General features: G+C 32.9%; 16 protein-coding genes and 1 pseudogene. 10 read left to right on the top strand and 7 right to left on the bottom strand.

The features are described from left to right. Positions 1-6 precede the first annotated feature (6 nt). The 5 genes from NYE73_RS06950 (at position 7) to NYE73_RS06930 (ending at position 2,141) form a co-directional block, all read left to right on the top strand. The gene (locus NYE73_RS06950) at positions 7-306 is read left to right on the top strand and encodes a hypothetical protein (protein WP_340815228.1); all 300 of its coding nucleotides are present in this window, start codon (positions 7-9) and stop codon (positions 304-306) included. Next, on the top strand, positions 306-470 hold the full coding sequence (locus NYE73_RS06945) for a hypothetical protein (RefSeq protein WP_340815226.1): 165 nt from the start codon (positions 306-308) through the stop codon (positions 468-470). The genes NYE73_RS06950 and NYE73_RS06945 overlap by 1 nt, the downstream gene beginning before the upstream one ends. Positions 471-635: 165 nt before the next feature. Next, positions 636-1,049, top strand: a complete 414-nt coding sequence (locus tag NYE73_RS06940) for a hypothetical protein (protein ID WP_340815225.1) — start codon at positions 636-638, stop codon at positions 1,047-1,049. Positions 1,050-1,065: 16 nt separating this feature from the next. Beyond that, complete coding sequence (locus NYE73_RS06935) at positions 1,066-1,350, top strand: phage holin (RefSeq protein WP_340815224.1); 285 nt, start codon at positions 1,066-1,068, stop codon at positions 1,348-1,350. 77 nt (positions 1,351-1,427) lie between these two features. After that, positions 1,428-2,141: a M23 family metallopeptidase gene (locus tag NYE73_RS06930; RefSeq protein WP_340815223.1), complete on the top strand. Its 714-nt coding sequence runs from the start codon at positions 1,428-1,430 to the stop codon at positions 2,139-2,141. Between the two features lie 146 nt (positions 2,142-2,287). On the opposite strand, the gene NYE73_RS06925 is transcribed toward NYE73_RS06930, so the two are convergent. Genes NYE73_RS06925 through NYE73_RS06910 form a run of 4 tightly spaced genes read right to left on the bottom strand, consistent with a single transcriptional unit; the run spans position 2,288 to position 6,261 of the window. Further along, on the bottom strand, positions 2,288-4,570 hold the full coding sequence (locus NYE73_RS06925; protein ID WP_340815222.1) for an FtsK/SpoIIIE domain-containing protein: 2,283 nt from the start codon (positions 4,568-4,570) through the stop codon (positions 2,288-2,290). After that, on the bottom strand, positions 4,567-5,580 hold the full coding sequence (locus NYE73_RS06920) for a hypothetical protein (RefSeq protein WP_340815220.1): 1,014 nt from the start codon (positions 5,578-5,580) through the stop codon (positions 4,567-4,569). The genes NYE73_RS06925 and NYE73_RS06920 overlap by 4 nt, the downstream gene beginning before the upstream one ends. A 23-nt stretch (positions 5,581-5,603) precedes the next feature. After that, positions 5,604-6,158: a hypothetical protein gene (locus tag NYE73_RS06915; RefSeq protein WP_340815218.1), complete on the bottom strand. Its 555-nt coding sequence runs from the start codon at positions 6,156-6,158 to the stop codon at positions 5,604-5,606. After that, positions 6,124-6,261 carry a hypothetical protein gene (locus NYE73_RS06910; RefSeq protein WP_281115093.1) on the bottom strand — a complete coding sequence of 46 codons (138 nt, stop codon included), beginning with the start codon at positions 6,259-6,261 and terminating at the stop codon, positions 6,124-6,126. The genes NYE73_RS06915 and NYE73_RS06910 overlap by 35 nt, the downstream gene beginning before the upstream one ends. Before the next feature lie 80 nt (positions 6,262-6,341). Here NYE73_RS06910 and NYE73_RS06905 point away from each other — a divergent pair, with 80 nt between their 5' ends. The 4 genes from NYE73_RS06905 (at position 6,342) to NYE73_RS06890 (ending at position 8,497) form a co-directional block, all read left to right on the top strand. Further along, a complete protein-coding gene (locus NYE73_RS06905) occupies positions 6,342-6,518 on the top strand; it encodes a hypothetical protein (protein ID WP_281115094.1) in 177 nt (58 codons plus the stop codon). Positions 6,519-6,919: 401 nt separating this feature from the next. Next, positions 6,920-7,132, top strand: a complete 213-nt coding sequence (locus NYE73_RS06900) for a hypothetical protein (protein WP_340815213.1) — start codon at positions 6,920-6,922, stop codon at positions 7,130-7,132. Between the two features lie 245 nt (positions 7,133-7,377). Further along, complete coding sequence (locus NYE73_RS06895) at positions 7,378-8,214, top strand: ParM/StbA family protein (RefSeq protein ID WP_340815211.1); 837 nt, start codon at positions 7,378-7,380, stop codon at positions 8,212-8,214. Next, positions 8,201-8,497 (top strand): hypothetical protein, encoded by a 297-nt coding sequence (locus NYE73_RS06890; protein ID WP_340815210.1) that lies wholly within the window; start codon positions 8,201-8,203, stop codon positions 8,495-8,497. The genes NYE73_RS06895 and NYE73_RS06890 overlap by 14 nt, the downstream gene beginning before the upstream one ends. A 162-nt stretch (positions 8,498-8,659) precedes the next feature. Here NYE73_RS06890 and NYE73_RS06885 read toward each other — a convergent pair whose 3' ends face one another. After that, the gene (locus tag NYE73_RS06885; RefSeq protein WP_340815209.1) at positions 8,660-9,625 is read right to left on the bottom strand and encodes an asparaginase; all 966 of its coding nucleotides are present in this window, start codon (positions 9,623-9,625) and stop codon (positions 8,660-8,662) included. 174 nt (positions 9,626-9,799) lie between these two features. Between NYE73_RS06885 and NYE73_RS06880 the strand changes: the two are divergent. After that, a pseudogene (locus tag NYE73_RS06880) lies at positions 9,800-10,279 on the top strand (asparaginase); the annotation flags it as partial. On the opposite strand, the gene NYE73_RS06875 reads toward NYE73_RS06880, so the two are convergent. Together NYE73_RS06875 and NYE73_RS06870 are read right to left on the bottom strand one after the other, a co-directional pair. Beyond that, entirely contained in the window at positions 10,259-11,824 is a 1,566-nt protein-coding gene (locus NYE73_RS06875; RefSeq protein WP_259950008.1) for an aminotransferase class V-fold PLP-dependent enzyme, read from the bottom strand. The pseudogene NYE73_RS06880 and the gene NYE73_RS06875 overlap by 21 nt on opposite strands. Positions 11,825-11,829: 5 nt before the next feature. Continuing rightward, a complete protein-coding gene (locus NYE73_RS06870; RefSeq protein WP_054550703.1) occupies positions 11,830-12,390 on the bottom strand; it encodes a glycerol-3-phosphate acyltransferase in 561 nt (186 codons plus the stop codon). Positions 12,391-12,396 lie beyond the last annotated feature (6 nt).

Raw genomic sequence — 12,396 nt, 5'->3', positions numbered from 1 at the left:
CTTTACATGCAAGAGTTAGGAAATAGAGTAATATTCGACACTGTGACTGGACGTATCGTTCATCAGTTCGGAGAAGCTAAGGGTGTTGTGGTTCCGCATGAAGATATTAATGGATTGGATTACGTAGATTTGCCTTATGGCATAGTGGGTGCTAATGAGTTCTTAGTTTCAATCAATCCTGATACAAAAGAACCTATCATTGAGGCTTACCCTGAACCTGAACTGACAGATGAACAAAAACGTATTCGAGAACTTGAAGATACTTTATTGCTTCAAACAGACAATGAAATTGGAGGGATTTTATAATGAATACAATTAATCAAGTAGTGGTAAGAATTGCGGCAGAACGAATTATTTCAGGAGGATTAAATCCAAAGACTGAAAAAGTATATATTATTGATGACATTACCAATCAAGAATATCGTATTGCTGTGGAAGATTATATTTTAAAGAATACTGAAGGCATTTAATAATAGACATATATTATTTAAACTCTAACGTATATTAATACAAAAATAATGAATATAAGACATATAAATACATAAAAATTGTATGAAAATACACATAACTTTAGAGTAGGTGTGAGTTTAATCTCCCCTACTCTTTTTATTATTTTAAAGAAGTCGGTGATTAAATTGGATAACGAAAAGCTTGGCGAAAGATTAGCAAGCGTGGAAACCGAGTTAAAGAATCAAAATCATAGGGTTTCAAAATTAGAAGGTAATAACGAACTGCTTTACCGTTTAACAGTTGTTTCAGAACAACAACAGGAAATGAATAAGAATCAACAAATCCAACTAAATAAAATGGATGAGACTTTTAACAATATAAATGTAAATCTAACTAAATTAAATATGTCACAAGACGAATTACAAAATGATGTTAAAAGTATTGGTAAACGTGTAGATGGGATTGAGGAAGATTTAAAGTCGGAATCAAGTAAAGATAATATTTCTATCAGTGAGACAATTAAAAAATACATACAATGGTGGCTACTACTCCCCCTCACAATTATTGGAGCTTACTTCATGAAATGGCTAGGACTATAAGAAAGGATTGATAACTATGAAAATTAACTGGAAAGTACGTATCTATAACCCTCAGTTTTGGATTGCTATTGGAATTGTTTTCTTTACAAACCTGTTTGCAATGGCAGACGTATCATTTGAAGATGTAACAAGTTGGGGTAAATTAGGTGGTTTAATTTTAGATGCTTTGAAGAATCCATACACATTTATTAATTTGGGAGAGTTCATTTATTTGGCAGTTGTAGATTTCACTACAAAAGGCATTAGTGATAGTGACTTAGTTATGAATCGCTTACGATCTAAAAGTAATATTAAGAAATAAATCAATTATTGGATTGGTGCTATTATGTATTGCTTATTATTTATTGAAAGTTCCAAGAAAAAGAAAGGAATGATTTGATGGTTAATTTTATCTGTCCTGTGCTAAATGCTCGACTAACCTCCCCTTTTGGTTGGAGAACTATAAGTGGGAACAAAGAATGGCATCAAGGAATTGATCTAGCTTCTCCTATTGCAGGATTGAAAGCTCCTATCTATGCAAGTGCAGATGGTGTTGTGAGTAGAGCGCAGGTGTTGAGTAGTTATGGAAATGTAGTAATGATCAAACATTCAATAGCAGGCAAAACATATGAAACCAATTATGCGCATCTTGATTCGTATTCTGTAAAAGTAGGACAAAAAGTTAAACAAGGACAAAAAATTGGAATTATGGGTATGACAGGTCGATCATATGGAGTACATTTGCATTTTGAAATTCATAATGGAATTTGGACTTCTGGTCAACCAAATGCAGTAGACCCTATGAAATATATTTCCTTAATAAATTCTATTAAAGAAAATGGAGATGAGCTAACTATGTCACAGTACAATGAACTAAAGAATATGATCACTGAACTTCAAAAAGAAAACTCAGAACTCAAGAAACAGTTAGAAAATAAATTGGATAAACAAAAAGTAAGACAACCATTAGAATGTCATAAAGATGACTGGTCTTGGTTTAAAGCTAATGGTATTTCTGACGGTACGAATCCGCAAGATTATGTGACTCGTGAACAGTTAGCAACAATAACACATCGCATGGATTCATTTAATACGAAGAAATTTAAAAAGTAGTTAATAATACACATGTTATAACGATGAGTGAACATCATTCTAATCAAATACATATCTTAATAAGTCAAATTTACATCATTTTATAAATCCCTATGCAGAGGTTTAATTCTGTTAGGGATTTATGTTTTCTTTATTTATGTTGCAATTCAACTTCTCCAATTTTTCAGTTCCTCTTCTTCAATTATAAGTCTATATCCTGACTGTTTAGTTTTAGGAGCTTCTAACCACTCCTCTTCAACCAACTCTTTCATTAAATCATTCAATTTATTTATATTTATTTTCATTATATTTCGCAAAGGCGACACTCTCGTTTCTCCTGTATTAGCTATAATTTTCTTTAACCTATCCAATTCACTATCTTGAACAACTTCCTCAACTATAGGTAAGTCAAAATTTTCTTTCCTTTGGGTAATTTTGCTTGCTATTCTTCTTATCAATTTACTTTCTAACCCTTCATAATTTGGATCATCAACAATTAAACAACCTTGAAATCTAACATGTTCTTCAATATGACCTTCAAAACACATTGTTCCATCTCCATTACCTAACAGTTCGTATGGCGGTTTAGTATTTAAGAAAGTCAAATAAGTACGTGTATTAGAACAATAGAATCCTATTTTACTTGGTAAGTTACTTTTAATTAATGATGGAATTACATCTACACTTGGTCTTTGTGTGGCGATAATCAAATGAATTCCTGCTGCTCTAGCTAATTGAGTTAAACTTGTGACATGATCATGTACCCTACTGTCTCTTATACTTAATTCTGCATATTCATCAATAACACAAATAATATATGGTAACTTATTAATCGATTGCTTATTGTAAAGAGCAATATTTTTCACATTACTTTTCTTAAATAACTCATATCTACGATTCATTTCATTGATTAATTGATTTAACAAACTGATTCCTTCAATAGCATTAGTAACAACAGATTGAACATGTGGGAAATCTTCAAATACTGTAAGCTCGACTTGTTTAATATCGATCATATAGAATTGCACATCTAATGGATTTTTAGTTGTTAAAAGTGTCAATATTAATTGATTTAACCATACTGATTTTCCTGAACCAGTTGTGCCTGCAACCAATAAGTGTTTAATTTTACTTATACATGAGTATATAGGATTTCCAACTTCATCTACACCAACTAAAAATGCAAGTGGGTTTTCCTTAGAATACTGCCTGAATTCATCTGTATCAATGTAATTCCTCAACAATACCTTCTGTCTTTTTTCTAAAGGTAATAGCACGTCAATTTCTCGTATTCCATCCCCTTGTTTTAATTGTAGATGTTTAACTCCCATTTTCATTTGAATATCTTTAACCACATTTTCCTTATTTAATTCTGAAAATCTTAACTCATCAGGTAATTTAAATGTAAGCTTCATTAGAGTAGAACCTGTTTTAGATTGTTTCAGTTCTATTTCTTTATTAAACTTCTTAACTTCCTTCAATGCAATAATAAATTTCTCAGCTATTTGTTTTCCATTTGCCTCAGATAAACTATTTCCAACTGGTAGTAATTTTATTAGGTTATTGTTTGTCGATGTATTTACTAATGGATGTTCTACTGAATTTATTTTTTCTACTTTCAATTCCTCATTAATCATTACAAGTGGTAAAAGCTCTGAAGTCGATAATACAGAATGTTTACTATTGTAATCCAATCTTCGTTTCATCATATTGTCAATAATTTCCGATGAAGAATCTGTACTTATTGACCAATGATTAGTGTATGAATATTTATTAATTTCATTTTCTATTAATTGTACCAATTTACTCTGCTCTTTCTTATTACCTCCACTCATTACAAACCTTACATTGAAACGGTATCCATTCTCATCTAACTTCTTTTCTATCTCTTCAATTTCTGAATGCTTATTTTTCCACTGTAATAGATTATCTAGTTTATTATTAATACCACGTTGAATTTTTCTTAGAAAACCATAATTAGAAGGATTCTGAACACCATTCAAATAATCCTCGTATTGATCTTGTAGTCTCACTTTCCAATTGTCTTGTCTGAATACAAGTAAAATTTGGTACATGAGATTAATACGTGGAGGACATATAGAGCAAATTATTTTCCAAAATGACTCATCAGAATTCATTTCTACAGGAAATAATGAACCCTTAACTGTACACAGTTCACAACAAGTCATATGGTCATTATTTGAATTTAATTCATATTGCTGTAATACATCATCATCTACTTTACCCCAATCAACTTTGTAATTTGGTGGAGAAAAGAACATGAAACTTTCCTTATCTGAAACCCTAAATGCTTCTAATCCAAATACTCCATCAATGAATGAATTTGACAACATTTCTTTTACAGTACTTTTGCTTAATGAGGTTATCTTGTAATTACTGTACTTTTCATTTGAAGTAATGCTTGGATTTATCAATCGTTTCAAACTCATCTAGATTTCACACCCCTCACCGTATTCCTATTGTTTAACTTAAATTTCTTCTTAACCATAGTGACAGGTCTAACAACGTTGAAAGCACCATTCCACATTGAAGTAACATCTTCTCCCCTATCAATATATCTAAATAAGAAATTAGGAGGCGTATTCATTCTCCACAGACCGCCTATCACAATTCCTAATTGAATTAAAACATTCCATGAATCATTAGTAATCTTTGTACCAAATAATAAAGTTCCAATTAGCAGTAAGAATATTGCATAAACAACTTGAACAAAGGCACATTTTTTAATATGCTCTCTCCACATAATGAACCAGTGTTCTTGTGATGCAAATACCCAACATGCTAATGCTAATGGTGTCATAACACCCAAAGCAAGGAGATCAAACCATCTTCTAAAATTCTGTAAAAGTATAGGGATAAGCATAGTAATTAATGCAATATCAAATCCGATAAAGCCAAATACCTGAAGTAAAGATATGTCATTAACGGATAGTTGACTCATACCTTTTTCCATTTGAAACTTTCCGAAATCAATTATCATGTCAGTTAGTTTATTTAAGCCTTTAAACAGGTAATAAAACGCACTAGGCGCAATTGCAGAACCTAGTACAACTAAAGGTATTCTTTTCGTTATTCGTTTTAAATCAGTTGGCTTTTTATTTTCAATTAGATCACCAGACATCATTTTTAACCCTTCAAACATCGAAAGTAATATTGAAGTAGCTATAGACAATCCTGTGAATGTTAAGATATTTCCTTTAAACCATTCAGTATTAAATAAAATTGAAGGTGTATGTAGAACCACTTTAGTTAATGTCTCGTATACCCAAAACATTACATCTATTGATAATTCAGTTATGTTCTGTTTAATGTTCTTAAACCAATCAAATATTTTATATACGGTATCAATGATTGAGCTTACTTTTGCTTGAGTTTCTTTGGGTATAGGATTAAATTTGTCGTACCAAGCAGCAGATGCTTTTAATTGAAATGTAGTCAACGCTGCAAATGGTACAGCTAATGTTAAAAGAATGCATCTAAGCCACGAACGTTTTTGAAGATTAAAGCTGTTAGAGTTGTCAGTATTAGAATAATTACTGGAGCTAATAATACTTGACCGAATCCTTTTATCACGTTCACTGACCATTCCCTTGCTTTTCTTTCGTTCCCAATCATTCTGTATATCCCTGCCCCCATTAGAAACAGGATTGCTAATGCAACTGAAACTGTCCCGAAAGCTAAGATTAATTGTTTCAGAATGTCTATGACTTCTGGAGGTAATAATTCGATTCCGTGGGATTTCTCTAACAATGGAAAGTTGGTCATTTCTTGAGCATGAGTTACTTTTGTTGGTGCAAGTATCGGTATTATTAAAAGGGATAACCTTTTTAGTTTTGAATAAAATCGATGTCGAGCTTTCTTTGGTAACAGGTTCACCTCCTTTGTTAACTCTTCTATAAAAGGTATGAACTGTTCATTTTCTTTTCTTTCTGTTTTTAATTCATCTATACTTTTCCTATTTATCGACATTTGACGTATTCCATTATTGTAATGGTAATTTGCTATTAGACTTGTCATCTTTCTTACCTCCTCCGTGATACCAATTCAAAATAGAAGACATTCCTATAAAACCACCTAAAGCAATTCCTATTTGACCTAATAAGACAACAATTCCACTCACAATATTCCTCCTTTTAAAATGTATTAAATAAATTAAAATGGACAGATTGATAACAAAGCTTAAAAAGGAGCTGCGCTTATATGGGTATATTCTTTAATGATTGGCTACATCGTCCACAATCCGATTGGAAAGTAAATCTAGATAGTTGTGATCCTAGAGTTTTTCGTGAATTAAAAATGGAAAGAAAAGAAGTTGAAGAGATTTTAGAAATTCTTGATGAGTTTGGAGTATTTGAAAAAGTACAATACGAAGAATGAAATTAATTATGTAACTCTGTAATTTCCCTGTTGAGTTTTCTTATTATTATCGGTGTCAATGTGTTAATTCCTGTGATAATTAAGCTAATTCTTAGCGATAATTTGATTATTTGATAATTAGCTCCACATCCTCTAACTGTTCAATGCCATATTATCTCAAATAAATTGAAAATATACCTTAACTTTTAAAAACAGTTTTGATGTTTCTTTTGACAAGTCTCATTGCATTATTGTAATGGGATTTTTTAGTTTAAAAAAGTTTTAAATTCTTTTGAACTTAATCGTAATTTATGTAGGTAGGTTAAAAATAATTACTAATAAATAAAAATTATTTTAAATAATTTTAAACATATACCCTTCCAATTTGACATAAGTATTATATATGGAGGGAGTGATATGTCTTGGCTATAGTCAGATCAGAACAAGAAGCTAAACGTATAATAGAAGAACTTTTACAAAAAGGAAAAGGAAAATACATCACTCAAAGCGTTTTATTTAAAAAGGACAGTCCCCAACAATTAGAATTATTGAAGAATGTATTGATGAGGACAACATCTTTTGGAGAATACACTCGTAAGGCATTAATTGAATATCTTGAAACAGAAAATAAATAATGAAAAGAAACCATCAAAAAATCTCTAATTATGGGGTAAAAGATGGTTTTTATTTGTGTTTTTATTACTTTAAATAATAACCCCATTTTATTTAATTTTAAGGACTTTAAAACTCAATGTTTACAAGGGTTTTTAAAATCAAAATAGTTTAAAACATCTCAAATATCTTTAAAATTTTACTCATTTTTATAAATCAGAATCATATGCTAAATTAACATCAACAAATTGTGCGAAAGGGGATTTTATTGAATAACACAGTTGTAGGCGTAGTTGCAATTGATGATGGAGGTAATTCAACTTGTGTGGTAACGAAAGATGTGAAAGAAAGCTTCCCTAGTGTAAAAGGCTACTATGGTAAAAGAAATTTAACTGAAATAACACATAAACATGATTTCATTATTGATTACAAAGGACAGAAATATGTTGCAGGGATGTTAGCTAAGTATGACTGTACTATGCCTTTACAAATGCACACTGAAACTAAACAACATGATTTTTATGACTTGTCCGTATTAATTGCAATTCATCAGTATGGATATCCTGCTAACAACATTGTGGTTTCAGTTCCAATAAAGAGTTATTCATTAGAAGAAAGAGATGGTCGATTACAAAGATTAAAAGGATCACATACAATTTCTATAAATGGTGTAAGTAAAACCTTCTCCATTAATGATGTAAAAGTTGCACCTGAAACTGCTTCAGCATTTTTCATAAATGAACCTAATGGAAAGACACGATACATTGATTTTGGTTCAAGGACTATCGGGGCTGCGACAACTATAAAAGAAGGTGATGTAATCAGATTTATTGATACTGAAAGTGACACTTTCTTTGGTAAAGGTCTAGAAGCATTAGATGGAAGTTACAGTCCTAAAGGTTTGGCTGACTATGTATGTGGGATGTTATCTAAAATGTGGAGTAAACACGACATTGTTTACCTTCTTGGTGGAGGAGCATTGGATACTCAATTAGTTACTTATGTTAAAGAATTCTTTCCAAATGCAGAAGTAATGGAAAATCCTAAAATGTGTAATGCTATTGGAATGTATAATTCAGGGAGGTCAGCATATGGGATATCTTAGATCAGAAGAAGAAGCTGAAGCAATGATTAATGAAATGAAGAGAAAATCCAAAGGTAAATATATAACTCAAGCCGTTACATTTAGTAAGGAAAGTGAACGTCAAATGGAACTATTGAAATTTGCATTAATGCATTCAACATCTTTCAGTGGATTTGGAAAAGAATTGATTGCTGAAAAGTACGAAAGCGAAACTAAGCCTCAAGCAAATAATAACTCCCCATCGCCTACTTATAAGCATAATGAAATAGTTGAAAAGAAAAATACAGGGAACTTTCTTTTATAGATTAAAAAAATCTTTTATTATGGTAATACTTTAATTAATTGTGGAATAATTATTTTATAAATGGTATTATGACAGAGGTTTAACGGTTAACTTAACTGTAATACTAGGTCATAACCAATTTAAATCCCTATCTTGAATCATTTAGATAGGGATTTTCTTATTTTAATGCATAAAAGTATCATACATGTCATTATTGTTGGCAAGCATAAGCATTAACTTAATTCGTGCTTTCTTTGCATCATAATCCCCACCCATAATAACACCAATCTCTTTAAGATTATTTGCGCTACCATAGTAATCATAAGATGGAAATACTCTACCCTCTTCAGTGGAAGTTGTGAGTACAATTTTAACATTTTTCGCAATTAACTTTTCAATTGATTTTGTCATGCTTGGAGTTATTTGACCTCTACCAGATCCAACTAAAACTATACCATCTATATCAGAAGCATATAGTGCGTCTAATAAAAACCCTGTACATCCTAAATAAGCATTAACGATTTCTACATTTGGGTATGTTTGTTTGATATCATAGCATTCTCTTTTAGTTGGCTTTTGATAAATTACAACCTCATCATTATCAATGAATCCCAATCTACCATAACCTATAGAACCAAAACCATTTATACTTGAAGAATGGATTTTCTTTACATATTTTGAATGGAAAATTTCATCATTGAAAACAACTACCGTACCAAAATTGTTTGCATTTTCATTCGAAGCTACAAGAATGGAATTTCTCAAATTTGAATATACGTCTGTTCCAATATCTTCAGGAGATTTTTGAGATCCTGTAACAACAATCGGTCTAGTATCATTAGTTGTCAATTCTAAGAAATACGCAGTCTCTTCTAATGAGTCAGTACCATGAGTAACCACTATACCATTCACTGATTCATCTTTTAATTGCTCATTTATAGTCTGTGTTAAAGTATTAAGATTGTCGAATGACATATGCATTGATGGCAAATGTAATAAGTCAATTAATACTATTTCAATATCATTTTCTAAATTACACATTGATAGAATTTCATTTCCATCCAATACTCCAGATTCTAATTTACCAGAAGTGTTTCTTTTACTAGCTATCGTTCCACCAGTTGTAATTAATACTACTTTTTTTGTCAATTTTATTTCACCTCACTAATATTATATAGTATAAGTACGTCTATATCACCTTATATTTTATGTATTGTGGATAACTTTCTGAATGTTACCCACATCTTATAAAGTCCTATATATCAACACTTATAGGGGATAGACTAACTGTACATTTTAAAGCACATATGAATTACTGTACATACAAGTTCTGTAAATACTTTCCAATCTCCGCAATATGGACCGATTGGGCTTATTACAAAATCCCGAATCTTATTCCATCACGCACCAATTCGTCGACAATATGTAGATGTTAACAATTTATCTAAGCGTGTCGCCATGCTAAAAGTGTATGCTGGAATGGAAGAAGATTTATTGGATGTCGTGCTTGCATGTAAATATGATGGTGTTGTGCTAGAAGGACTAGGTCAAGGGAATGTCCCGCCATCTGTTGTAAAGGGAATTGAAAGCCTTATACAGCGAGACATCCCAGTTGTACTTGTTTCCCGCTGCTTTAATGGAATCGCAGAAGGTGTTTATGGCTATATGGGTGGCGGTAAAATGCTAGAAGACTTAGGCGCCATATTCGCCACAGGTATTAATGGTCAAAAGGCACGCTTAAAATTATTAATAGGCCTTAACACAACTGGCTCGCCTTTAAATTTAAAGGACTTTTTCTTGTAACGCTAAAGTCTCGATCACCTGTTCATAATAGCCCAGTATTTCGCTAAGTCGAGCAAAAGCTTCATCAAAATCTGGCTGTATCACAGAAAATTGAATGAAATTCTTTTGGCGTAAATACTGGCTTTCACCATGAACGAATAGCCCGTTTAATGCTAAATCAATAAGTAGGTTGGCATAATTATTAGGCAATTGAACCGTTATCAACATCGGATATTGAGTAGTTGGATATTGAAATTGCATGATTGGTAGCTGCAGCAGTGATTGAAAGCGTTGCTGTAGCTGCTCATAACGTGCTGGATAGGCTTGCAATGCAGTCTCCACATTGCTCAGTAATACAGCAGGTAATGTAAATGGTATGACACCTTGCTGATAATTTGCTAAATCAAGATAAGCGGGTAGATCGGCAGATGGGGGTGCAAGTGATTGCGAAAATACAAATGCTAGCCCACTTAACGCACCAATGGCCTTACCACTCACAGCCGTAGCTAAATAGCAGTCCTGTAAAGAGAACGGCATGGCACCGAACGAACTAATACAATCTATACATAACTTTACATTGTATTGTTTAGCAAGCTTTTTAAGAATATCTAAGTTATTACAAGTTCCCGTGGAAGTCTCACCATGTACTGCCAACATCCACTGATAAGACCCCGTCTCAAGCTGTGAAGCCAGTTCTTTGTCATCAAATACCGTTCCCCATTCTTTTTCTACCACATCATAATGTAATGACCAACGAGCGGCTTGCTTCTGTAAACGTTCACCGAATTCTCCATTTGTGAGGATAAGCCCTTTTCCTAATTGCTGTGCCTTTAGTTGTGCAAGCATTACTTCATTTGCTAGCGTTCCCGTTCCTACGATTACACCAACATGATTGGACTTCGATAAATGCAGCAACCTCTTCTGCACTCGTTCATAAAGCGCATAAAAAGGTAATGAACGATGTGATAAATCTGAATGAGCAATTGTCTCTAATTGCCTCACCGGCCCAGGATAAAATGTAGAGGGTTCCGTCGTTAGTCTATGTTGTAATGATTGTTCAAATTCATGTCTAGTGAGCACCATCGGTAAAAACATCGCACCCTCTTCCCCGACAGCTGGTGCAAACTGCTTAAAACCCATCTGCTTATATAGTTTTCCCTCTCTCGTTGTACCTGAAATCACTGCAGCAGAATAGCCTTTTTCGTAGGCAAATGTAGTTAAGGCCTGAGTAAGCTTCAATAGAACTCGACCCGTTCGATAACCTTTCTTCACGGAAAGCAAACGAATTTCACAAAGCTTCTCACAATTTTCCTTCGATAAATACTGCTCGACCTTACCAATCTTTTCATCAATAGAAAATGGTCGTTGATCTCTAAACGCCACCATGCCAATTAATTCTGTTTGCTTATAAACAACGACATAGGTATTCTCCTGATGAAATCGATCTACTTTTTTTCGCGATGCATTTACCTCATGCTGAGGAATTTCTTCTACAAATGTTTCATAATTCAATCGAGCAATCGCCTCAAATTCTTCATTTGTCTTGGCAATTTTACACCAATACATTTCCTTCACTTCCCTCTTTTCAATGATTCCTGAATATTAGACATATGCTTAATAAGCATACACACGATTGCCATGATTAAAAGTCCATATGGCTCTAATTTCCCTGCTTGTATAATTGCGGCTATATAAAAAGCAAAGCCCCCAACCATGCCAAGTGTCAGACTTCTAGTAAATGCAGATATAAGTGCTGTACCAATAATCATCCATAAAAAAAGACTTGGCGATAAGGCGAGACCCACACCAATAAAAGTAGCTACACCTTTCCCTCCATTCCATTTCAGCCAAATCGGAAATAGATGGCCAATTATCACCCATGCAGCTCCGCCAATAAGGACCCATTCATCCAATTGCCACATGCGTCCTAATCCGACAACAAGTACACCTTTTAATGAATCGCCAAGAAGAGTCAAAATAAACGCTGTTTTCCCAATCACACTTCCCGCATTACGCGCGCCTAAATTTTTACTACGCTCTTCCTGCAAATTGACACCGTATATCTTACCAACGAAATAAGCCGTCAAGATGTTTCCTATTAAATAACTCAAGAGCCAATACAAGCCAATCATTGAGTT

This window comes from Lysinibacillus sp. FSL K6-0102, from assembly GCF_038003545.1.
Classification (GTDB): domain Bacteria; phylum Bacillota; class Bacilli; order Bacillales_A; family Planococcaceae; genus Lysinibacillus; species Lysinibacillus capsici.
The sequence above is the reverse complement of the archived record's forward strand: the minus strand, read 5'-3'. Positions and strand labels throughout refer to the sequence as shown.

Bases quoted from the DNA above. Each gene is read 5' to 3' on its own strand.
- NYE73_RS06950 (WP_340815228.1), top strand. From the start codon at position 7: ATGCAAGAGTTAGGAAATAGAGTAATATTCGACACTGTGACTGGACGT.
- NYE73_RS06945 (WP_340815226.1), top strand. From the start codon at position 306: ATGAATACAATTAATCAAGTAGTGGTAAGAATTGCGGCAGAACGAATT.
- NYE73_RS06935 (WP_340815224.1), top strand. From the start codon at position 1,066: ATGAAAATTAACTGGAAAGTACGTATCTATAACCCTCAGTTTTGGATT.
- NYE73_RS06930 (WP_340815223.1), top strand. From the start codon at position 1,428: ATGGTTAATTTTATCTGTCCTGTGCTAAATGCTCGACTAACCTCCCCT.
- NYE73_RS06925 (WP_340815222.1), bottom strand. From the start codon at position 4,570: ATGAGTTTGAAACGATTGATAAATCCAAGCATTACTTCAAATGAAAAG.
- NYE73_RS06915 (WP_340815218.1), bottom strand. From the start codon at position 6,158: ATGACAAGTCTAATAGCAAATTACCATTACAATAATGGAATACGTCAA.
- NYE73_RS06905 (WP_281115094.1), top strand. From the start codon at position 6,342: ATGGGTATATTCTTTAATGATTGGCTACATCGTCCACAATCCGATTGG.
- NYE73_RS06890 (WP_340815210.1), top strand. From the start codon at position 8,201: ATGGGATATCTTAGATCAGAAGAAGAAGCTGAAGCAATGATTAATGAA.
- NYE73_RS06875 (WP_259950008.1), bottom strand. From the start codon at position 11,824: ATGTATTGGTGTAAAATTGCCAAGACAAATGAAGAATTTGAGGCGATT.
- NYE73_RS06870 (WP_054550703.1), bottom strand. From the start codon at position 12,390: ATGATTGGCTTGTATTGGCTCTTGAGTTATTTAATAGGAAACATCTTG.